The 22,237-nt window shown below is 60.0% G+C and carries 22 protein-coding genes and 2 pseudogenes; 17 read left to right on the top strand and 7 right to left on the bottom strand.

Features of this window, described 5'->3' with window-relative positions; all coding sequences use genetic code 11:
* Positions 1-484 precede the first annotated feature (484 nt).
* A pseudogene (locus tag GJA_RS15730) lies at positions 485-802 on the top strand (PA0069 family radical SAM protein); the annotation flags it as partial.
* A 101-nt stretch (positions 803-903) separates the two neighbouring features.
* On the opposite strand, the gene GJA_RS15725 reads toward GJA_RS15730, so the two are convergent.
* Positions 904-1,284, bottom strand: a complete 381-nt coding sequence (locus tag GJA_RS15725; RefSeq protein ID WP_038493909.1) for a hypothetical protein — start codon at positions 1,282-1,284, stop codon at positions 904-906.
* Between the two features lie 334 nt (positions 1,285-1,618).
* Here GJA_RS15725 and GJA_RS15720 point away from each other — a divergent pair.
* Positions 1,619-2,497, top strand: a pseudogene (locus GJA_RS15720) (PA0069 family radical SAM protein); the annotation flags it as partial.
* 228 nt (positions 2,498-2,725) lie between these two features.
* On the opposite strand, the gene GJA_RS15715 reads toward GJA_RS15720, so the two are convergent.
* The 6 genes from GJA_RS15715 to GJA_RS15690 all read right to left on the bottom strand — a co-directional run bounded on the left by GJA_RS15715 (position 2,726) and on the right by GJA_RS15690 (position 10,166).
* A complete protein-coding gene (locus GJA_RS15715) occupies positions 2,726-3,979 on the bottom strand; it encodes an MFS transporter (protein WP_038493906.1) in 1,254 nt (417 codons plus the stop codon).
* Between the two features lie 87 nt (positions 3,980-4,066).
* Positions 4,067-4,717 (bottom strand): beta-phosphoglucomutase, encoded by a 651-nt coding sequence (pgmB, locus tag GJA_RS15710; protein ID WP_038493904.1) that lies wholly within the window; start codon positions 4,715-4,717, stop codon positions 4,067-4,069.
* A gap of 28 nt (positions 4,718-4,745) precedes the next feature.
* Complete coding sequence (locus tag GJA_RS15705) at positions 4,746-7,082, bottom strand: glycoside hydrolase family 65 protein (protein ID WP_038493900.1); 2,337 nt, start codon at positions 7,080-7,082, stop codon at positions 4,746-4,748.
* Between the two features lie 167 nt (positions 7,083-7,249).
* Positions 7,250-8,257: a LacI family DNA-binding transcriptional regulator gene (locus GJA_RS15700; RefSeq protein WP_038493897.1), complete on the bottom strand. Its 1,008-nt coding sequence runs from the start codon at positions 8,255-8,257 to the stop codon at positions 7,250-7,252.
* Positions 8,258-8,574: 317 nt separating this feature from the next.
* Positions 8,575-9,171 (bottom strand): gamma-glutamylcyclotransferase, encoded by a 597-nt coding sequence (locus GJA_RS15695; protein WP_038493894.1) that lies wholly within the window; start codon positions 9,169-9,171, stop codon positions 8,575-8,577.
* A gap of 53 nt (positions 9,172-9,224) precedes the next feature.
* Positions 9,225-10,166, bottom strand: a complete 942-nt coding sequence (locus tag GJA_RS15690; RefSeq protein ID WP_038493891.1) for a LysR family transcriptional regulator — start codon at positions 10,164-10,166, stop codon at positions 9,225-9,227.
* Positions 10,167-10,280: 114 nt separating this feature from the next.
* Between GJA_RS15690 and GJA_RS15685 the strand changes: the two genes are divergently transcribed.
* The 15 genes from GJA_RS15685 (at position 10,281) to GJA_RS15615 (ending at position 22,152) form a co-directional block, all read left to right on the top strand.
* A complete protein-coding gene (locus GJA_RS15685) occupies positions 10,281-10,808 on the top strand; it encodes a VOC family protein (protein WP_038493888.1) in 528 nt (175 codons plus the stop codon).
* A 44-nt stretch (positions 10,809-10,852) separates the two neighbouring features.
* Complete coding sequence (locus GJA_RS15680) at positions 10,853-11,875, top strand: fumarylacetoacetate hydrolase family protein (protein WP_038493887.1); 1,023 nt, start codon at positions 10,853-10,855, stop codon at positions 11,873-11,875.
* A gap of 1 nt (position 11,876) precedes the next feature.
* Positions 11,877-12,521 (top strand): maleylacetoacetate isomerase, encoded by a 645-nt coding sequence (maiA, locus tag GJA_RS15675; RefSeq protein ID WP_038493884.1) that lies wholly within the window; start codon positions 11,877-11,879, stop codon positions 12,519-12,521.
* A 71-nt stretch (positions 12,522-12,592) separates the two neighbouring features.
* A complete protein-coding gene (locus GJA_RS15670) occupies positions 12,593-13,261 on the top strand; it encodes an NAD-dependent epimerase/dehydratase family protein (RefSeq protein WP_038493881.1) in 669 nt (222 codons plus the stop codon).
* Between the two features lie 383 nt (positions 13,262-13,644).
* On the top strand, positions 13,645-14,442 hold the full coding sequence (locus GJA_RS15665) for a uracil-DNA glycosylase family protein (protein ID WP_038493878.1): 798 nt from the start codon (positions 13,645-13,647) through the stop codon (positions 14,440-14,442).
* Between the two features lie 190 nt (positions 14,443-14,632).
* Positions 14,633-15,109 carry a Fe-S cluster assembly transcriptional regulator IscR gene (iscR, locus tag GJA_RS15660; RefSeq protein ID WP_038493875.1) on the top strand — a complete coding sequence of 159 codons (477 nt, stop codon included), beginning with the start codon at positions 14,633-14,635 and terminating at the stop codon, positions 15,107-15,109.
* A gap of 41 nt (positions 15,110-15,150) precedes the next feature.
* Entirely contained in the window at positions 15,151-16,407 is a 1,257-nt protein-coding gene (locus tag GJA_RS15655; protein WP_038493872.1) for an IscS subfamily cysteine desulfurase, read from the top strand.
* 68 nt (positions 16,408-16,475) lie between these two features.
* Complete coding sequence (gene iscU / locus GJA_RS15650; RefSeq protein WP_038493869.1) at positions 16,476-16,865, top strand: Fe-S cluster assembly scaffold IscU; 390 nt, start codon at positions 16,476-16,478, stop codon at positions 16,863-16,865.
* A gap of 49 nt (positions 16,866-16,914) precedes the next feature.
* Entirely contained in the window at positions 16,915-17,235 is a 321-nt protein-coding gene (gene iscA, locus GJA_RS15645) for an iron-sulfur cluster assembly protein IscA (protein ID WP_038493868.1), read from the top strand.
* Positions 17,236-17,306: 71 nt separating this feature from the next.
* The gene (gene hscB / locus GJA_RS15640) at positions 17,307-17,822 is read left to right on the top strand and encodes a Fe-S protein assembly co-chaperone HscB (RefSeq protein ID WP_038493867.1); all 516 of its coding nucleotides are present in this window, start codon (positions 17,307-17,309) and stop codon (positions 17,820-17,822) included.
* A 142-nt stretch (positions 17,823-17,964) separates the two neighbouring features.
* Entirely contained in the window at positions 17,965-19,845 is a 1,881-nt protein-coding gene (gene hscA / locus GJA_RS15635; protein ID WP_038493865.1) for a Fe-S protein assembly chaperone HscA, read from the top strand.
* A gap of 26 nt (positions 19,846-19,871) precedes the next feature.
* Positions 19,872-20,213 (top strand): ISC system 2Fe-2S type ferredoxin, encoded by a 342-nt coding sequence (gene fdx / locus GJA_RS15630; RefSeq protein ID WP_038493863.1) that lies wholly within the window; start codon positions 19,872-19,874, stop codon positions 20,211-20,213.
* Between the two features lie 15 nt (positions 20,214-20,228).
* Positions 20,229-20,423 (top strand): Fe-S cluster assembly protein IscX, encoded by a 195-nt coding sequence (iscX, locus tag GJA_RS15625; RefSeq protein WP_038493860.1) that lies wholly within the window; start codon positions 20,229-20,231, stop codon positions 20,421-20,423.
* Entirely contained in the window at positions 20,410-21,309 is a 900-nt protein-coding gene (locus GJA_RS15620) for a class I SAM-dependent methyltransferase (protein ID WP_038493858.1), read from the top strand. Before iscX ends, GJA_RS15620 begins: the two co-directional genes overlap by 14 nt.
* Positions 21,310-21,405: 96 nt before the next feature.
* On the top strand, positions 21,406-22,152 hold the full coding sequence (locus GJA_RS15615; protein ID WP_038493855.1) for an rRNA pseudouridine synthase: 747 nt from the start codon (positions 21,406-21,408) through the stop codon (positions 22,150-22,152).
* Positions 22,153-22,237 lie beyond the last annotated feature (85 nt).

Below are 22,237 nucleotides of genomic sequence, written 5' to 3'. Positions count from 1 at the left end.
CATTTAATCTTTTCAATCGATGTTTGTCTCATCCGGACGCCTCATTGTTAAGTTTTATTGTAACAGTGAAACTGATATAAACTACCTTTGCAGACTATTCCACCTCTAGTACGGCTCTGCTGTATGCAGTGAATCGCCACGACCATCGTAGACACTCAGTCAGCCAAGAATTTTAATAGGAACAGGTGAGAGAGGTTTGCCATCTGTGCGACGGCTTTCCTGCGTCTTGGTTTGCACGGCATCAGCTTTTCTGTCCCAAGCAGTCGCAGCGGTTTGCTCCTATCAGCGGCTGATTTTTGAATTATTTAAGCCAAACAAGGTAAGACGAATCGGAACATATCAAACAGAAGCTTCCGGTCTCGAAGGCTGTTATATTTTGAGTGGTGTTCTCCGCCCCTAATTGTTGGTTAAGTTGTTAGTTTGTGAAATTCGTTAAAAATCAATGATTTACTGTCCACTAACAGTTATCGTCATTCAGAGCAGTTGTGAACACGGTTGTATTTATTGCTGTGCCCGCCCCATGCACAGTTACCTCGGTTTATCGCCGGGGTTTGATTTTGAAACCCGCATTGTGGCCAAAGTCAATGCTGCAGATGTGCTGCGGCAGGAATTAGCGAAGCCTTCCTACGTGCCGGAAGCCATTGCGCTGGGCGTCAATACGGACGCCTATCAACCATGCGAATGGAGTCTGAAAATTACGCGCAGTGTACTGGAGGTGCTGCATGAGTGCGAGCATCCGGTGGGGCTGATTACCAAGTCATCACTGATTGAGCGCGATATCGATTTGCTGTCCGATATATCCACTTGACGCTGCGTCAATAAGCGAAATTGTCAAGTACGTGTGCAACCGAAATTTCCGCCGCATCGACTCGATGCGGCGGGGCTCGTCACGCCTTGAGGGGGCTATTCGTCGTCGGATGATGGCTCGTCGTCGGCGCCAAACAGTCGATCGAATTCATCGTCGACGGCATCCTCGTCGCCGTTGTCCATTTTCTTGATCAGTTCATGGACCCGGCTGGTGCCGAGTTTGGCCCACACATTGACTTTGTCGGCCTGTAGAACTGCGTATTCCGTGTCGGAATGAATGAAAAAGTGCCAGCCGAGCCGCGCAAACTCTTCTATCAGCTCCTCAATAAAAGTGTCATGGATGCGTTCGCGACCAGAGAGCTTGCGAAGTGAATTCTTTGAAATGCGATGGCGCGTGTATTCCTTTTGCTTTTCCTCTGCGTAAAACTTGCCGTTGATGATTGCAAGCTTGGCTGTAACTGCTGCTGATTTGTTCATATATGCCCCAAGTTGGCGGTGCTGAGCACCCGTTCAATGAAAGAAAAAGGTTTTTGCGTGCAAAAAACTGATGCACAAAGGAATGGTATCATAGAAATCTGATCTGTTGACGGAGTGATGATCTGAGATTTTTTCTGATGTGTGGAGGAGGGGCTGATTGCGCCCTTCTGGGCGGAAGCGAGGATGGCTTTGGCTGATTCATTCGCTCTATTGCACTGCTTCTAGCTAAAGCAATTGTTCATGAACGCAGTGTGTCTACAGAAGAGGAGATTACTCTTTATATTCAATGGGTTAATCGAAAATGTGAACAAATCGAGTTGTCATAAAGTAGCGCTGTATTTACTGCTTTGCGCGGCCGTCGCACAGCTATCTGGGCTTGTCGCCCGGCCTCGATTTCGAGAGTCGGATCTTTGCCAAGGTGAATGCGCCCGAATTGCTGCGGCAACAACTGTCCAAGGCGAGTTACCAGGCCGAACCAATTGCGCTGGGCGTCAATACCGACGCATACCAACCCTGCGAGCGCGAACTGAGACTGACGCGGCGATTGCTGGAAATACTGCACGCATGCGAACACCCGGTGGCGGTGATCACCAAGTCGTCGCTGATCGAGCGCGACATCGACTTGCTGGCGGCCATGGCGGCCAGGCGCCAGGCGGCGGTGGCGATCACCCTCACCACGCTGGACCCGGCCATCGCGCGCACGCTGGAACCGCGCGCGGCGGCCCCGGCGCGGCGGCTGCGCAGCATCCGTACCTTGACCGAGGCCGGCATACCGGTCAGCGTCAGCATCGCCCCGGTGATCCCGTTTATCACCGAACCCGACCTGGAGCGGGTGCTGGAAGCGGTGTATGAGGCCGGCGCCGTCAACGCCCATTACGTGGTGCTGCGCCTGCCGTGGGAAGTCAATCCGCTGTTCCAGCAATGGCTGCAAGCCCACTTCCCGGAGCGGGCGCAACGGGTGATGAACCGGGTGCGCGACATGCGCGACGGCAAGGATTACGACAGCAGCTTCGGCTCGCGCATGCATGGCGAGGGCGTGTGGGCCGACTTGATACGGCAGCGTTTTGAAAAGACCGTCATACGGTTGGGTATGAATGGGCACGGCAGCCGTTTCAAGCAGCTCGACAGCTCGCAATTCCAGCGTCCGCTGGTGGTGCCGTCGCTGGGGATGCAGGCCAGGCATGCCAGCGAAGCGCAACTGAGTCTGTTTTGATTGCATAGGCCATGCCTGCATGACGTATCCGATGCGCTTTGTCTCCCAGCGAGGCGCATCGGTTTGCTAAGAGCCTATCCCAGTAGTGAGCGTCGTCTGCTGGCAGCGCATCAGCAGCGCGGACCAGGCGTGAGGAGCAAGCGTGGCGGGCCACGCGACGACGATCAACGCAGTCCCCGCTAGTGAGGGGCGCCAGAAGAGGGCGTATTCATCTACTGGGATAGGCTCTTAATGCGACAGGACCGGCAGCACGCCGGGGTTCTGTTCGACTGCCCTTTTGAAGAAAAACAAGGTGACCAGCACAATGGAAATCGGCACCAGGGTCAGGTAAAACGCGAAATGACCGCTGAAATTGCCAAACACATAACCGGTGATCAGCGAGCCGGTGGTGCCGCCCAAGGCGGAGAAAATCACCAGCAAACCGGTCATGGACGAATGCTGGTTCTTGGGCAGGGAGCTGAGCATGACCGAGTTGATGCCGGGGTAAATCGGCGCCATGAACAGGCCGATCAGCGGAAACAGGAAGGTCGCCAGCGGCGCCGTGGCCCACGTCACGTGCGGGTCGAGCACCACGTCGTGGGTCAGCGGCAGCGCCAGCAGCACCATTGCGGCCATGCCGATGACGCAGCCGTTCATGACCGGGTACCAGTTCAGCTTGCGCAGCAGCACGCCGGCCAGCAGGCGCCCGAGCGCCAGGCCGGCCGCGAAAATACTGGTCACTTCGACGCTCATCGCGGTCGGCAGCTTGAGGATTTCATTATTGAAGGTCGGCAGCCACGTACCCACGCTCTGCTCGATCAGCACGTACAGGAAGGCGGTCAGCACGAACACGCACACCAGCGGCTTGAAGAACAGCTTGAGCATGGCGGAGAAGTCCTGGGCGATGCTGCGCCCGGCCGGCAACTGCGCGCTGTGCTCGTCGAACGGCGTCGCCAGCAGCAGCAGGAAGGTCAGCGCGCACAACGCCGCCAGCAGCCAGTACACCTGCAGCCAGCTGTGCGATTTCGGGTTGCCCGAATCGATGAAGTAGCCGAATACCCAGTAGGCGCTGAGCACGCCGACCATGAAAAATCCCTCCAGCGTATTCATCGTGCTGGCGTGCTGGCGGCGGTCGCTGGTGATCAGGCCCACGGTCGAATACACCGACACCTTGACCAGTGCGAATGCCACGCCGATGCATAAAAACAGCATCTTGGTGGTCAGGAAGGAGGGCAGCAGCGGCATTGCGACGCAGGCGCCGGTGACGATGGCCAGCCCGCCCAGCATCGCTTTTTTATAGCCGATGCGCGGCAGGAAGGAGGCCAGCAAAAACGAGACGACGGCGATCGGCAAGTCCTTGAAGCCCTCCAGCACGCTGGCGCTGGCCTTGCTCGCGCCATAGTTGCCGATGATTTGTAAGATCACCGTCCCGACACTGTTGAGCAGGATGGCGAAGACGAAATAGATCAGCAGCAGGATGAGCAATATGCGTTGGTTTTTCACGGTGTCTCCGTAGGTTTGTCATGTTGGTTTTTCTTGTTATTTTGTTTTTTTATATTATTGAAATTGATCGTGCATGCAGGATTGCCGCTACCGGTAACGCTGCAGGTCGAACTGGTCGAGCCCGGTGATCACCAGGTCGGCCTGGGTCAGCACCTCCGGCCGGCCGATGCCGAGCGCGTACATGCCGGCCGCCTTGATCGCCGCCACGCCCGCCACTGCATCCTCGACGCCGAGGCAGTCGCCGGGCGCCACGCGCAACTCCGACGCCGCCTTCAGGAATATCTCCGGGTCCGGCTTGCCCCTGGCGATGCGTGCCGCGTCGACTACGTAGTCGAAGGCACCGGTGATGCCGAGCCGCTCCAGCACGGTGAAAGCGTTCTTGCTGACCGAGGCCAGGCCGATTTTCAGGCCGGCTGCACGCACCGCCTTCAGCGCCTGCGCCGCGCCCGGCAGCAGGTTGTCGGCCGACATCGTCTCGATCAACTGCTGGTAGTGGCGGTTCTTGTCATCGGCCAGGGCCAGTTTTTCAGCCGCCGTGTACGGCTTGGTCGATGACGCCAGGATCAGGTCCAGCGATCCCATGCGGTCGATTCCTTTCAGGTGCTCGTTGAAGGCGGCGTCGAACGGCACGTGCTGGCTGTCGGCCAGCCGCTTCCAGGCCAGGAAATGGTAGTGCGCGGTGTCGGTGATGACGCCGTCGAGGTCGAAAATGACAGCTTTGAATCGGCTGGTGTGCATGGTGTTCTCCTTGGTTTATGCGCGCAATTCAGGCGCGCGACAGCACTGGCGCGGACAGTGTCAATTCCAGTGCCTCGGCATGGTGCGAAAAGCGCAGCGCGTCGCCTTGCAGCAGGCGGTATTCAGTGCGGCCCGGTTCGACCCGCACCTGCAGCAGCGCGCCCTTGAAGTGAATCTTGAAGGTGTAGTGCCGCCACTTGGCCGGCAGCGTCGGCGCGAAGCGCAGCGCGCCGTGCGCCACGCGCATGCCGGCGAAGCCGTAGGCCACGCCCATCCAGGTGCCGGCCATCGCCGCCGTGTGCACGCCGTAGTGCGTATTGCCGTGGGTGTCGTCCAGGTCCAGCCGCGCGGTTTCCATGAAGAAGTCGTAGGCCTTGTCGTGGTAGCCGATCTCGGAAGCGATGATGCTGTAGATGCAGGACGACAGCGACGAATCGTGGGTGGTCAGCGGTTCGTAGTAGTCGAAGTCGCGCTGCTTGTCCTCGGCTGAAAACTCGTCGCTGAGCAGCAGCAGGGCCAGCACCACGTCGGCCTGCTTGCACACCTGGTGGCGGTAGATCACCATCGGGTGATAGTTCAGCAGCAGCGGATATTTTTCCTTCGGCGTATTGGCGAAATCCCATACTTTCTTGGACAGGAAACTGTCGTCCTGGGCGTGGATTTGCAGCGCCGCGTCGTACGGCAGTCTCATCAGCTGCGCGGCGCGGCGCCATGCCGCCGGCTCGGCCGGGTCCAGCGCCATCAGCGCGGCGATGCGGGCGAATTGCTCCGGCTCGGCCGCGCCGATGCGCTCCGCCACGTCGGCGGCGAAGTTCAGGTGCATGCGCGCCATCGCGTTGGTGTAGTAATTGTTGTTGACCAGCGCCGTGTATTCATCCGGCCCGGTGACCTGGTTGATGCAGAAGCGCCCGTCGCGGTCGTAGCTGCCGATGCCGAGCCAGATGCGCGCCGTCTCCATCAGGATTTCGGCGCCGAACTTGAGCAGGTAATCGTGGTCGCCGCTGGCCTCGACATACAGCTTGATCGAATAGGCGATGTCGGCGTTGATATGGTATTGCGCGGTGCCGGCCGGGAAGTAGGCCGAGCATTCCTCGCCCGCGATGGTGCGCCACGGATACAGCGCGCCTGTCTGGTGCGACATCTGGCGGGCCCGCGCGCGCGCCTGGTCCAGCCCGGCGTAGCGGTATTCCAGCAGTTTCCTGGCGATTTCCGGCTTGCTGTACAAGAAGAACGGGAAGATATAGATTTCCGTATCCCAGAAATAATGACCCTCGTAGCCTTCGCCGGTGACGCCCTTGGCCGAGATGTTGGTCTTGCCGTCGCGCCCGACCGACTGCAGCAGGTGGAACTGGTTGAAATGGATGCCTTGCTGCAGCGCGTCGTCGCCGGCGATTTCGACGTCGGCCTGCTGCCAGAAATTGGCCAGGTACTGCTCCTGTTCCCTCAGCAGTTCATGGAAGCCGGTGGCCTGCGCCTGGGCCAGCAGGTCGCGGCTGCGCGACATCAGCTCTTGACCCGGATAGTCGCGCGAGGAAAAGTAGCAGCCGAACTTGGTCAGGCGTACGGCCTGTCCCTCAGTGGCGTGCACCTCGTAGGATTGCTCCAGGCGCTGGCCGTTTTTCAGCAGCCGCGGCGTATGCGCCCCGGCGTGCACCAGCTCGGTCGCGGTGGCGCTGACCAGCGAGAAGCCGCTGTTGCTGGTGCGTTGCAGCAGCGCCGAGAAATGCTCTTCCTGCTGGCTGTCGACCAGTTGCAGCGCCGGGCCGGAGACGGCCGAACCGATGCGCGGATCGTCGCCGGCTTCGATGTTCTTGACGTCGCCGTCGAGGCTGGCCACCAGCTGCACGCGGCCCGAGAAATTGAGCGGCGTCACCACGTATTCGATCGCATACAGGTGCTTGTGCTCGAAGCACACCATGCGCCGGCTGACGATAGCCACGCGCCGTCCCTGGTTCGAGGTCCATTGCACCTTGCGCTGCAGCACGCCGGTGCGGAAGTCCAGCGTGCGCTCGTATTTTTCGAGCGTGCCCTGCAGCAGGTCGAAGCGCTCGTCGTCTATCCACAGGCCGATCCCTTTGCCGTTCGGCACATTGAGCATGAACTGGTTGGTCTTGGCCAGGCCGTACGCCGCTTCCGGGTAGTGGATGGTTTCGGAATCGTAGAAGCCGTTCAGGTAAGTGCCGTCGAGCGAGCTGCCGGCCGGTCCGCTGTAGCCATCCTCGTAGCTGCCGCGCAGGCCGATATAGCCGTTGCCCAGCGCGAACAGGGTCTCGTCGAGGAAATGCGATGCCGTATCAAACGACGTCTCGCGGATGCACCAGGCATCGAGGGGATAGGTGTGTTTTGGCTTGGCAGACGAGTCCACGGTACGTTCCTTTTACGCTGGGTTGAATAATGAAAAGCGGCTTGGGTGTTATGTGAAAAATATAAGATCAATTTTTGCGTTGCTGGCTGCAACAACAGCCGGGACCATGCATCCCGCCGCTTGGCTCGGCCGGCACGGCGCCGGCCAACCCGACGGCGTCGGCGGATTCAGGTCTGGCGCACCATCAAGGTCGTAGGCAACATTTCGGAGCTGACGCTATCGCCATGGATCAGGCCCAACATTTTTCGCGCCAGCAGCACGCCGCCATCGTGCAGGTACTGGTGCACGCTGCTCAGCGGCGGCATGCAACTGACGGCGCCGGGCGTGTCGTCGTAACCGATCACGGCCATGTCTTCCGGCACCCGCAAGCCCTTTTCGGCCAGCGCGCGTATCGCCCCCATCGCCAGCAAGTCGCTGACGGCAAACAGGCCGTCGAACACGGCGCCGTTTTTTTTCAGCAGCGCCGTCACGCTGTCGAAACCGGCTTCGAACGTGAACGCCTTCGGCCGTACGATATGCACCATCGCCTGGCCGTGCAGCGCCTCGATGAAACCGGCGCAGCGCTCGCGCATCTCCGCGTGGTCGACGTCGCCAAGGAAAATCAGCTGCTTGCGGCCCTGTTCCAGGAAGCGCCCGGCGGCGCTGGCGCCGCCGTTGCGGTTGTCGCTGCCGACCACGATGTAGTCGGCGCCGGCCTCCGGCGCGCCCCAGACCACCAGCGGCAGGCCGGCGCGCTGTAAAAACCGCACCGCTTCGCTGTGCGAGCCCTGGCCCAGCAGGATCAGGCCGTCTGCGCCCTGTACCGGCGCGGTGCCCATCAACTGCTTCGACGTCAGCACCACGCTGTAACCGGCGGTGGTCAATTCCTGCGTGATGCCGCCCAATAGTTCAAGCGGATACGGACCCGACATCGGCCGGCTTTTATCCGGCGCCATCTCGACCACCACCGCCACCGAATAACTGCGGCGCATGCGCAGATTGCGCGCGCTCACGTTCAGCAGGTAGCCCTGTTCGTTGGCGATCTGGCGGATTTTTGCGCGCGTCTCCGGCGTCACCAGCGGGCTGTCGCGCAGCGCGCGCGAGACCGTGATCTTGGACACGCCGGCCAGCCGGGCCAGGTCTTCCATCGTCAGCCCCGAGTCGCTCTTACGCATGGCGATATTGTCCGAAGGCATACATCACTCGTTGGCCGTAGCCGGGATTGAATCGAAATTGCGGACGCATCATGATGGGTTTTAAATGTAGTCTCATATAATGACATCGATGTCATTTTTGTTTGAATGCATGCATGACTATTTATTTGAATAAGGCTTGAACAGAAGCCGCAGCCCATTATGACAGGTTTTCAGATTTTGTCTGCTGAAATGATATCGATGTCATTTTTTGATGCCATGGCCATGCTTACGCTTCGGGCCAAGATTCGGAAAGCCACGCCGCCGTGCTGTTATCGGCACATGCCGTTGCCGCGCAAGCTTACGGGCGAGGGGGGAACTCAGGATTTTTCTGTCGCCAGCCGTTCCAGGTGTTCTTCAATGGCAAACACATGCGGATCGTGCTTGCCCAGTTCGCGCAGCGCCACCGCCAGCTTGATCAGGTATTCGGTATTCGGGCCGCTGGGGCCGGCCGACCTGGCGATGTGGTGCGCAATCTCCAGTTCCGATGCCGCGCCGAGGAACGCTTGATTGTGCTCGGTGGCGATATACACCAATCCTTCGACGTGGCTGCCGTCGTCGAAATGGATGTCGGTCGCCAGCCGCAGGTAGCCGTTTTTTTCGCGGTGGTCCAGGTGGCCGAATACTTCGGGCGTGATCAGGTAAGCCATGCCGTCGCAGACCGCGCCATCCTGCGGCACGATGGTGGCGACCCGGCCCGGCGCCGTTTCGGTGCCGCGATGGTCGTGCGAACCTTGCCAGAAGCGCCGGGTCCAGCCGCTGATGCTGGCCGCGCGCCGTTCAAGGTACGGAAAATCCGCCTTGTAGATCAGCGAACCGTAGCCGAACAGCCAGACCCTGTGGTGGCCGTCGAATTTGTCCATCCCTTGGTTGACCGCGATGGTGTCGGCGCTGAGGCGTGCTGGCTTGCTGTTCATGGTGTAGTCGTGGGTGTGTTGCGTACAAGAAGTATGCGCTTGAATGTGCTTGATTATAAAGCGCTGTCCGCTATCGTGCCGCGCTGCGCCGTCACATTCCATTGATGAGTTTCAACAAATTTGTGCAGGAAGGCGATCAGGCTGTCGGCCGCCGGCGACAGCGAGCGACCGTTCTTGCTGTAGACAAAAAAGCGCCGCGTCAATTCCGGCTCGTGCAACTGGCGCATCCGCAAGCGATACAGCTTGACCATCGGTTCGGCGTACGGCAGGCATACGGTGATGCCCAGCCCGGTACTGACCATCGCCAGCGCGGTGGTCATGAAAGTCACTTCGTTGCTTGGATTTAAGGACAGATCGCGGAAGGAACCATGCATGTCGCGCAGCAGGCGTTCGGTGAATTGGCCTTGCAGCGCGATGAACGGATAGTCGTTGACGTCGGCCCAGGTAAGGCGCGGTTTTTGTTGCAGCGGATGCTGTTCCGGGAACACCAGCACGAACGGCATTTCAAACAAGACCTGGGCGGCGATTTCCGGCGTCGTGTCGCGCTCCGGGCCGACGCCGAAATCGACTTCGCCGCTGAACACGCGGCCCGATACGTTTTCCACCGGGCAATCGACCAGCCGCACTTGCACCTCCGGGTAGTGCTGGCGGTACGCGGCTATGACTTCGGGCAACAGCGTGCACGCCATCATTTGCGGCGCCGCGATGCGCACCATGCCTTTTTTCAGCGCCTTGCGGCTGGCGATGTCGGCCATCGCGCCATCGAGGTCCTGGATCATCTTGTCGAACAGCGGATACAGTTCGCGGCCGATTTCAGACAGCTGCATCTTGCGCGTGCTACGCTCGACGACACGCACGCCGGTGACTTGTTCCAGTTCCTTGATCAAGCCGCTCAGCGCCGATTGGGTGATGTGCAAGTGTTCGGCGGCCAGCGTAAAACTGCCGCTCTTGGCGAGCGCGACAAGGGCGCGCATCTGGCGCAGGCTGGGACTCATAAGGTAATCCGATAAATCGATAGGTAAATATTGTTTGTATGATAGCTGGAACTCGACTCTAATGGTGTAAAACCAGCGGCTGGTCCTGTCTCGGCCGCATCATTGGAGACTTCTATGAAAATCAAGCAAATCCACCATGTGGCTTACCGCTGCATCGACGCCAGGCAAACCGTCGAGTGGTATGGCAAACACTTGAATATGGACTTTGTGCTGGCCATCGCCGAAGACCGGGTGCCGTCGACCAAGGCGCCGGACCCGTACATGCACGTGTTCCTCGACGCCGGCCACGGCAATGTGCTGGCGTTTTTCGAATTGCCGACCCAGGCGCCGATGGACCGCGACCGCAACACCCCGGCCTGGGTGCAGCATCTGGCGCTGGAAGTCGACAGCATGGATGACTTGCTGGCCGCCAAGGAACGCCTGCTGGCGGGCGGCATCGAGGTGCTGGGTCCCGTCAATCACACGATCTTCCAGTCGATCTATTTCTTCGACCCGAACGGCCACCGCCTGGAATTGGCGGCCAATACCGCCACGCCGCAAATGAAAAAGCAACTGGACGATGTCAAATGGGCGATGCTGGAAGAGTGGTCCTTGACCCGCCGCGCGCCCAAGCATGCGGCCTGGATGCATCAGTCTGCTTAAGTAAATAAAGCAATCGTCAAGCAATCATACGTCAAGGATTTAGCATGAAATTGGCAACATTAAAAAGCGGCAGCCGCGACGGCGCGCTGGTGGTGGTCAGCCGCGACCTGACGCAATATCAAGCCGTGCCGGCCATCGCGGCCAGCCTGCAAGCCGCGCTCGACCACTGGGATGCGCTGGCCCCGCAACTGGAGCAGGTGTATGCCGCGTTGAATAGCGGCAACGCGCCGGACGCCCGGCCATTCGACGAGGCCCTGTGCCATTCGCCGTTGCCGCGCGCCTACCAGTGGGCCGACGGCTCGGCCTACATCAATCACGTCGAGCTGGTGCGCAAGGCGCGCAACGCCGAAGTGCCGGCCTCGTTTTATACCGATCCGCTGATGTACCAGGGCGGTTCGGACAGCTTTATCGGTCCGCGCGATCCGATCTTCGCCTTGTCGGAAGCGTGGGGCATCGACCTGGAGGCGGAAGTGGCGGTGATCACCGGCGACGTGGCGATGGGAGCCGGCGTGGCCGATGCGGCCGCGGCGATCCGGCTGGTGATGCTGGTCAACGATGTGTCGCTGCGCAATTTGATTCCCGGAGAACTGGCCAAGGGTTTCGGCTTCTTCCAGTCGAAGGCGGCCAGCGCGTTTTCGCCGGTGGCGGTCACGCCCGATGAATTGGGGCGGCACTGGGCCGATAATAAAGTGCACTTGCCATTGCTGGTGCAATTGAACCGGCAGCCGTTCGGCAAGCCGAACGCCGGCGAGGACATGACCTTCGATTTTGGCCAGTTGGTGGCGCATGCCGCCGCGACCCGCGAATTGATCGCCGGCACCATTGTCGGTTCCGGCACGGTGTCGAACAAGCAGGGCAGCCTGTTTGGTTCCAGCATCGACAACGGCGGCGTCGGTTATTGCTGCCTGGCCGAAGTGCGCATGTATGAAACCATCGAACATGGCGCACCCAAAACTTCCTTCCTGAAATTCGGCGACAGCGTGCGCATCGAAATGCTGGATACGGACGGCGTCAGCATTTTCGGCGCCATCGAGCAGACCGTCGCGCCGTACCGGGGGCGTGCCTGACATGAAGCTGTATACCTACTTCCGCAGTTCCGCCGCGTACCGGGTGCGGATCGGACTGAACCTGAAGGGCTTGCCTTACGAGAGCATTCCGGTGCACTTGCTGCGCAGCGGCGGCGAGCAATTGCTGGAGTCGTACCGCAACATCAATCCGGCCGCGCTGGTGCCGTCGCTGGACGATGGCGGCGTCATCCTGACCCAGTCGCTGGCGCTGCTGGAGTACCTCGATGACGCGCATCCCGCCGTGCCGCTGTTGCCGGCCGATGCGGCGGGCCGGGCGCGGGTGCGCGCGCTGGCGATGATACTCGCTTGCGACACCCATCCGCTGACCAATCTGCGGGTGCTGAAATACCTGAAGGGGGAGTTGGGTGTCAGCGAGGAAGCCAAGCAGGAATGGTATCGGCACTGGACCGCCGACGGGCTGGCGACGCTGGAGGCGCAGTTGGCGCGCGATGGCCGCAGCGGGCTGTTTTGCCATGGCGATACGCCGACGCAAGCCGATTGCTGCCTGGTGCCGCAAATCTTCAATGCCGAGCGTTTTCATATCGACCTGGCGCCGTATCCGACGCTGGTGCGCATCAACCAGCACTGCGTCAGCTTGTCGGCCTTCATCGCGGCGCATCCGGCGCAGCAAAGCGACGCCGAGTAATTCCAGCTTGCTTTTTCAGGGAGGCTCACTTTATGCTTAAGTGAGTACTCATCACATTTGAAAGCAAGCGTATGAAAATCATTATCTTTGGCGCCAGCGGCATGGTCGGGCAGGGCGTGCTGCGCGAGGCGCTGCTGGCTCCCGATGTGGAGCAAGTGTTGCTGGTCGGGCGCACGGCCGTGCCCCAGCAGCATGCCAAATTGCAGCAACTGATGCACACCGACATGATGAATTATGGCGGCCTGGAAGAGCGCTTATCCGGTTATGACGCCTGTTTCTTTTGCCTCGGCGTTTCCGCAATCGGCAGGAGCGAGGCCCGCTATGCGCGCCTGACCTACGATTACACGATGGCGGCGGCGCAGCCTTTGGCGCAGCACAACCCGAACATGGCCTTTGTCTATGTATCCGGCGCCGGCACCGACAGTACTGAAAAGGGCGGCAGCATGTGGGCGCGGGTCAAGGGCCGCACTGAAAATGCGTTGCAGCGCCTGCCGTTCAAGGCGGTTTACCTGTTCCGTGCCGGGGCGATCGAGCCGCTCAATGGCACCCGTTCGAAAACCTTGCCGTATCGTTTTATTTACGCGGTGAGCTGGCCTTTCATGCCGCTGATGCGCAAATGGTGGCCGCGTTCCGTGCTCAGCACGGAAATCGTCGGCCAGGCGATGCTGGCGGCGGCGCGTGGCAAACGTGCCGGCGGCGTGATGGAAACTGGCGATATCTACGATCTGTCCAAAGCGTGACAGCTTAATTGTTGCGTTTGTTGCGTACCTCCCCCGAAAGTCCGGCAGCCAGGTGAAAGTATCCGGCGGCGATCAAGAGCGTCTGACAAAACATCCATGGCGGCGTTGCATTGCCTTGTCGTACATCTGTACTGTCTACGGCAATGCGCCTTGCCCTGAACATTTTGTTCGACGCTCTAAGAGCCTATCCCAGTAGTGAGCGTCGTCTACTGGCCGCGCATCAGGAGCGCGGACCAGGCGTGAGGAGCAAGCGTGGCGAGCCACGCGACGACGATCAACGCAGTCCCCGTTCCTGAGGGGCGCCAGAAGAGGGCGTATTCATCTACTGGGATAGGCTCTAAGCCTTGCGCTACAATTTCGCCTTTCCGTTTTGAGCTGCCACGATGTCGACTTCCCCGCATTCCTTAATTCCCGCCAGCATCCTCGAGGCGCTGGCCCTGGCCGATGTTTCCTGGCGGCCGATCTTGCAGCAAGGATTGCAAGCGGTGGCAAGCGCCGATCCGGCCTATTTGCCGGCGCTGGCGATCGACGACTATTTGCCGACCGAACAACGGCTGTTCGCCGCGTTCGCCTTGCCGATCGATGCGGTCAGGTATGTGCTGGTCGGCGAGGGGCCATATCCGCGCGCCGCCAGCGCCACCGGCGTGTGCTTCATGGATGGCGCGGTCGGCAGCCTGTGGTCGGAAGCGGGCTTGTCGAAACAGGTCAACCGCGCCACGTCCTTGCGCAATTTCATGAAGATGCTGCTGGTCGCCGATGGGCAATTGACGGCCGGCGATACTTCCGGCGCCGCCATGGCGCCGGTATCGGCCAGGGCGCGCGGCAATGGCAGCGGCACGATCCAGACCTTGCCGGATTTGCAGCATAACCTGAGCCATCAGGGTTTCTTGCTGCTCAACGCCGCGCTGGTATTCCGCGCCCACGTAGCGCCGGTGCACGATGCGCGCGGCTGGCTGCCGTTCCTGCAAGTGGTGCTGGCCGCGCTGGCTGAACGGAGCGAGTCGGCTGGCAGGACCGCGCCGACCCTGGTGTTGTGGGGCAAGATCGCCGAATTGCTGAAAAAATTGCCGGTGACGGCCCGTCTGCCGCAAGTGGCCGCCGAACATCCGTATAACTTGACCTTCATCAACAATACCACCATGCAAGAGCTGTTCGGGCCGATGCATTTGTTGCAGGTTTGAGCGCTGATATTTTCCGCCGCATGGCGCCTTCCAGGGCGCATGCCTGCATAGCCCTTGCGTTTCAGGGGCCTCTCTGACAAACCTGCGCGGATTTGTTATACTTGACTAAATCATTCAACTAATCGGGGTTTAAGCTTGCTGCCCTCGCGGTTGAACACGCAATATTTTAACTTAGTTGAACCGAGGTTGTATGCGTCTGACTACCAAAGGCCGTTTTGCTGTGACCGCGATGATCGATCTCGCCCTGCGCCAGGGCAAGGGACCGGTCACCTTATCCGGAATCAGCCAGCGTCAGGCTATCTCCCTGTCGTACCTGGAGCAGCTGTTCGGCAAGTTGCGGCGCCACGAGATCGTCGAGTCGATCCGCGGCCCGGGCGGCGGCTACAGCCTGGCGCGCCGCGCCGACAAGGTGACGGTGGCCGACATCATCATCGCCGTCGATGAACCGCTCGATGCGACCCAGTGCGGCGGCAAGGAGCATTGCCACGGCGCCGACGCCGCGACCGGCGCGCGCTGCATGACGCATGAGCTGTGGGCAACATTGAATGAAAAAATGGTCGATTACCTGGATTCTGTGTCGCTGCAGGACCTGGTCGACCAGCAGAGGCAAAAGAATGCCGAGCAAAACGTGATGGTGATGCACCGTAACCACGCCGCGCTCGGTTAAGAATTAAGAATATAGTCCGCTTGATTGCATTGGAGTTATTGATGAACGCCCCTGAAAAAAACGTAGGCCTAGTGCATTTTGAAACTGCGCCGCATTTCCCGATCTACATGGATTACTCGGCCACCACGCCGATCGATCCGCGTGTTGCCGACAAGATGATTCCTTACCTGCGCGAGCAGTTCGGCAATCCGGCGTCGCGCAGCCACATGTATGGCTGGAGCGCGGAAAAAGCGGTGGAAGAGGCGCGCGGCCACGTGGCGGCGCTGGTCAATGCCGATCCGCGCGAAATCATCTGGACCTCCGGCGCAACCGAAAGCAACAACCTGGCGATCAAGGGCGCGGCGCAATTCTACAAGACCAAGGGCAAGCACATCATCACCGTCAAGACCGAGCACAAGGCGGTGCTGGACACGGTGCGCGAACTGGAACGGGTCGGTTTCGACGCGACCTACCTGGAACCGCAAGACAATGGCTTGATCACTATCGAACAACTGACCGCGGCGATCCGCCCGGACACCATTTTGATTTCGGTGATGCTGGTCAACAATGAAATCGGCGTGATCCAGCCGATCGCCGAGATCGGCGAACTGTGCCGCTCGAAAGGCATCATTTTCCATTGCGACGCCGCGCAAGCGACCGGCAAGATGGTGATCGACCTGCAAAAGACCAAGGTCGACCTGATGACCTTCACCGCGCACAAGACCTACGGCCCGAAAGGCGTCGGCGCGTTGTACGTGTGCCGCAAGCCGCGGGTGCGCATCGAAGCGCAAATGCACGGCGGCGGCCACGAGCGAGGCTTGCGTTCCGGCACCTTGCCAACCCACCAGATCGTCGGCATGGGCGAAGCGTTCCGCCTCGCCAAGGAAGAAATGGAGAGCGAAATCGCCCGCATCAAGGGCTTGCGTGACCGCCTCGCCAAAGGCTTGCAGGAAATCGAGGAAACCTACATCAACGGCGACATGGATCACCGCGTGCCGCACAACCTGAACGTCAGCTTCAACTACGTCGAAGGCGAATCGCTGATCATGGCGATCAAGGATATCGCGGTCTCGTCCGGCTCGGCCTGTACCTCGGCCAGCCTGGAGCCGTCGTACGTGCTGCGCGCGCTGGGCCGCAGCGACGAACTGGCGCATAGCTCGATCCGTTTCACCATCGGCCGTTTCTCGACCGAAGAAGACATCGATTTCGCGATCAACCTGCTGAAATCGAAAGTGACCAAATTGCGTGACCTGTCGCCGCTGTGGGACATGTTCAAGGAAGGGATCGACATCAATTCGATCCAGTGGGCGGCGCACTAAGCCGTACAAAAGACTTGCGCCGATGGCTCCGTTGACGGAGCCCGGTTTATACATTCAGGAGCATTAACATGGCATATTCGGACAAAGTACTCGATCATTACGAAAACCCGCGCAACGTGGGCGCCTTCGACAAGGGCGATGAAACCATCGGCACCGGCATGGTCGGCGCGCCGGCCTGCGGCGACGTGATGAAATTGCAGATCAAGGTCGGCGCGGACGGCTTGATCGAAGACGCAAAATTCAAGACCTATGGCTGCGGTTCGGCCATCGCGTCGAGCTCGCTGGTGACCGAGTGGGTCAAGGGCAAGACGCTGGATCAGGCGTTGTCGATCAAGAATACCCAGATCGCCGAAGAACTGGCCTTGCCGCCAGTGAAAATCCACTGCTCGATCCTGGCGGAAGACGCCATCAAGGCAGCGGTGCTGGATTACAAGACCCGTCATCCTGCAGCAGCCTGAGTTGTATTTTGATACCTGTCCCCGGCTGGGGACAGGCGCGGAGAAATAAATGATCACACTGACCGAAAAAGCGGCGAAACACATCAACCGTTACATCGAGCGCCGCGGCAAGGGCATCGGCCTGCGTTTTGGCGTGCGCACCACCGGTTGTTCCGGCCTGGCGTACAAGCTGGAATACGTCGATGACGTGGCCGACGAAGACAGCGTTTTCGAATCGCATGGCGTCAAAGTGTTTGTCGATCCGAAAAGCTTGCCTTACATCGACGGCACCGAACTCGATTTCACGCGCGAAGGCTTGAACGAAGGCTTCAAGTTCAATAATCCGCATGAAAAAGATGCCTGTGGTTGCGGTGAAAGCTTCCGCATCTGAGTTTTATTTTTTACCAGTCGATGCGCCGCGGTCATCTGATTGAATCCCCAGCGAACAGAGACACGTAGCCCATGCAAAACCATTTCCAATTATTCCAGCTGCCGGCGCAGTTCGCGCTCGATGCGAACGCGCTCGACGCGGCTTACCGCGACGTCCAGGGACGGGTGCACCCGGACCGTTTCATCAACGCGACCGACGCTGAAAAGCGCGTCGCGATGCAATGGGCGACCCGCGCCAATGAAGCGTACCAGACCCTGAAACACCCGCAAAAACGCGCCCAGTATTTATGCGAAATCAATGGCGTCGATTTGCAGGTCGAGTCGAACACCGCGATGCCGATGGCCTTCCTGATGCAGCAAATGGAGTGGCGCGAAGAATTGGGCGACGCCCGCGCCGCTAAAGATATCGCTGCGCTGGAAGCGCTGGAGCGGCAATTGAAGGCCGAGCGCCAGGCCCGCCTGGCGGCCGTCGCGGCGCAACTGGACAGCGGCGATTTTGCCGAAGCGGCGCTGACCGTGCGCGCTTTGATGTTCCTCGATAAATTCGCCGAAGAAGTGCGCTTCGCCTTCGAAGCCGTCGAAGCGTAATCCCGCCGCCACTGCGGCATGGTGACGCTGGCTGCATTTCGGCGGCGTAGCCGGATACCGTCTAAAATATCGCATTCTTGCAGTTATTTACACCTCGCAGTTATTTACACCCATATCAGAGCCACAAGGCACAAGACACTCAATGGCACTCTTGCAAATTTCCGAACCGGGCATGTCGACCGCACCGCACCAGCACCGTCTGGCGGTGGGTATCGACCTGGGTACGACCAATTCGCTGGTCGCCACCGTGCGCAACAGCATCCCCGAGGTATTGAACGATGAAGACGGCCGCTCGCTGCTGCCGTCCGTCGTGCGCTACCTGCCGAATGGCCACGCGAATATCGGCTACAAGGCGCAAGCCGCGCAAACCACCGACCCGAAGAACACGGTGGTGTCGGTCAAGCGTTTCATGGGCCGCGGCCTGGCCGATATCGCCTACGCTGAAAACCTGCCCTACGATTTCCAGGACACTCCTGGCATGGTGCAATTGAAAACCGTGGCCGGCATTAAAAGCCCGGTTGAAATCTCGGCCCAGATCCTGGCCACGCTGCGCCAGCGCGCCGAAGATTCGCTCGGCGATGACCTGGTCGGCGCCGTGATCACCGTGCCGGCGTACTTCGACGACGCGCAGCGCCAGGCCACCAAGGATGCCGCGCAATTGGCCGGCATCAATGTGCTGCGCCTGCTGAGCGAACCGACCGCCGCCGCGATCGCCTACGGCCTGGACAATGCGTCCGAAGGCATTTACGCGGTCTACGACCTGGGCGGCGGTACTTTCGATATTTCGATCCTGAAACTGAGCAAGGGCGTGTTCGAAGTGCTGTCCACCGGCGGCGATTCCGCGCTGGGCGGCGACGACTTCGACCGGCGCCTGTTTTGCTGGATCAGCGAACAGGAAAAGCTGGCGCCGTTGTCCGACGAAGATACGGCGATCCTGATGGTCAAGGCCCGGGAAATCAAGGAATTGCTGTCGACCAAGTCGGAAACGACGATCGACGCGGTCTTGAATTCGGGCGAGGAAATCCATTTGCGCATCACCGCCGAGGATTTCGCCAAGATGACCCAGCACCTGGTTGCCAAGACCATGAATGCGATCAAGAAAGCCTTGCGCGACGCCGACGTCGATAGCGACGACGTCGATGGCGTGGTGATGGTCGGCGGCGCGACGCGCATGCCGCACGTGCAGCGCGCGGTCAGCGAGTTTTTCCATACCATTCCGCACGCCAATATCGATCCTGATAAAGTAGTGGCGCTGGGCGCCGCGATCCAGGCCAACTTGCTGGCCGGTAACCGCGCGGCCGGCGACGACTGGCTGTTGCTGGACGTGATCCCGCTGTCGCTGGGCATCGAAACCATGGGCGGCCTGGTCGAGAAAATCATTCCGCGCAATTCGACCATCCCGTGCGCCCGCGCCCAGGAATTCACGACCTTCAAGGATGGCCAGACCGCGCTGGCGGTGCATGTGCTGCAGGGCGAGCGCGAACTGGTCAGCGATTGCCGTTCGCTGGCGCGTTTCGAGCTGCGCGGCATTCCGCCGATGGTGGCCGGCGCGGCGCGCATCCGCATCACTTATCAGGTTGACGCCGACGGCTTGCTGTCGGTATCGGCGCGCGAATTGCGCTCCGGCGTCGAAGCGTCGATCAGCGTCAAGCCGGCCTACGGCCTGGAAGACGACGATATCGCGCGCATGCTGCAAGATTCGTTCACGTCGGCCGATGTCGACATGACCCAGCGCGCCTTGCGCGAAGAGCAGGTCGAAGCCGAACGCATCTTGCTGGCGACCCAGTCGGCGCTCGATGAAGACGGCGCGCTGCTGGACGCGGATGAACTGGCGGCGGTGACTGCGCTGATGCAGGCGGTGCGCCAGACGATTGCCCAGTCACAAGCCGGCACGGTCGATCACCAGGCCTTGAAGCGCGTCATCGAAGCGCTGGCCGACGGCACCGAAGAATTCGCATCGCGCCGCATGGACCGCAGCGTGCGCAGCGCCCTGACCGGCAAGACGCTCGACCAGGTCGCCTGAACAACATTTAATACAGAGGTAAACAAGTGCCACAAATCGTATTCCTGCCCCACGCCCGCCTGTGTCCCGAAGGCGCTGTCATCGACGCTCCAGCCGGCAAGTCGATCTGCGACATCATGCTGGAAAATGATATCGACATCGAGCACGCCTGCGAGAAATCGTGCGCCTGCACCACTTGCCACGTGCTGGTGCGCGAAGGTTTCAATTCGCTCAGCGAAGCGGGCGAAACCGAAGAAGACTTGCTCGACAAAGCGTGGGGCCTGGAAGCCGTGTCGCGCCTGTCGTGCCAATCCATCGTCGGCGACGTCGACCTGGTGGTGGAAATCCCGAAATACACCATCAACCATGCAAGCGAAGGCAGTCATTAAATCCTGGAGCCTGACATGAAATGGACTGATATCGCGGCGATTGCCGAAGCGCTGTACGACACCTTGCCGGACATCGATCCGCTGACCGTGCGGTTTACCGACTTGCATAACTGGGTGGTCAGCCTGGAAGGCTTCGACGACGACCACAGCCGTGGCGGCGAAAAAGTACTGGAAGCCATACAGATGGCGTGGATCGATGAAGCACGCTAAGAAAGCGGCGCCTGCCGCCGCCCGCCCGACCACCACCAATGCGACTGACATGCCGGAAGTCAAGCCGGGTCAGTCGATCGCCTTGCTGCAAGAACTGCATATCTTGACCCGCGACGGCAAGATGAACCAGGACAGCCGCCGCAAATTGAAACAGGTATATCACCTGGTGCAATTCATCGAGCCGCTGCTGAAGGAGATCCAGCAAGATCATCCGGCCATTTCGCTGGTCGACCATGGCGCCGGAAAATCCTACCTGGGTTTCATCTTGTACGACCTGTTCTTCAAGGGCTTGAACGACGGTTCGCGCATCTACGGCATCGAAACCCGTGAGGAGCTGGTGCAAAAGTCGCAGGAACTGGCGAAGAAGCTGGCATTCCCGGGCATGAGTTTCCTGAATCTGTCGGTGGCCGAATCGACCGAGTCGAACCAGTTGCCGGCGCAAATCGACGTGGTCACGGCCTTGCACGCTTGCAATACCGCGACCGACGATGCAATCCAGTTCGCCTTGAAAAAGCGCGCCAAATTCATGGTGCTGGTGCCGTGCTGCCAGGCCGAGGTCGCGTCCGTGTTGAAGAAAAACAAGGGCAAGACGCTGGCCAGCAATGCGCTGACGGAAATCTGGCGCCACCCGCTGCATACGCGCGAGTTCGGCAGCCAGATCACCAACGTGCTGCGCTGCTTGCAACTGGAAGCCCATGGCTACCAGGTCAGCGTGACCGAACTGGTCGGCTGGGAACACTCGATGAAAAACGAGCTGATCGTCGCCAGCTACAAAAACTTGCCGCGCCAGCGGCCGACCGAGCGCTTGCAAGAAGTGCTGGCAACCCTGGGCCTGGAAGAAATGGGCCACCGTTTTTTTGCCGAGCAAGCCGCCAAGGCAGCCTGATTTGTCGTCAGCCGGATCGGCGCACTGCGCCAATCCGGTATTTCTCTGCCGCGGTCCCGGTTACAATACCGCTTTTCTTCCTCACTTCCGCATTCAATGACCGATTCCACGCAAGATAATACCGTCCGCCTCGCCAAGCGCCTGGCGGAACAGCTCCCATGTTCGCGCCGCGAGGCCGAGTTGTATATCGAGGGCGGCTGGGTCAGCGTGGATGGCGTGCTGGTGGAAGAGGCCGGCGCCCGCGTCTCTGCCGAGCAGGCGGTGGTGCTGGCCGCCGGCGCCAAGCTCGATGAGATTCCGCCCGTGACGATCTTGCTGCACAAACCTGCGGGTGTTAACGGCGCTATCGGCAGCGAAGGCAAACCGGCGCTGGCTTGTCTGAATCAAGACAATTTATTGCTCGTCGAACATGCGGGCCAGCGTTTCCTGAAACGCCACCTGGCTGGCTTGACGCTGACCAATCCGCTCGACACGATGGCCAGCGGCTTGCTGGTGTTTACGCAAGACTTCCGGGTAGTGCGCAAGCTGGTCGATGAAGCAAAGATCGTCGAACAGGAATTCATCGTCGAGGTGTCGGGCGCCATCGCGCCGGATGGCTTGAAGCTGTTGAATCACGGCTTGCCATTCAATGGCAAGCCTTTGCCGCCGATCAAGGTCAGCTGGCAAAATGAAACGCGTTTGCGGTTTGCGTTGAAGAATGTGCAGCCGGGCCAGATCGTACACATGTGTGGCCTGGTCGGCTTGACGGTGGTGGCGATGAAACGCTTGCGCATCGGCCGCATCTCGATGGCGGCCTTGCCTTCCGGGCAATGGCGTTACCTGACCGGTTACGAGCGTTTCTAAAAGTATAAGAGCGCCTGGCAAAACGTTCAGGGCAAGGCGCATTGCCGTAGCCAGTGCGAATGGTCGACAAGACAATGCAACGCCG

Origin of the sequence: Janthinobacterium agaricidamnosum NBRC 102515 = DSM 9628, assembly GCF_000723165.1 — a bacterium.
In the GTDB taxonomy this organism is placed as follows: domain Bacteria; phylum Pseudomonadota; class Gammaproteobacteria; order Burkholderiales; family Burkholderiaceae_D; genus Janthinobacterium; species Janthinobacterium agaricidamnosum.
This window is presented reverse-complemented; position numbering and strand designations above follow the sequence as displayed.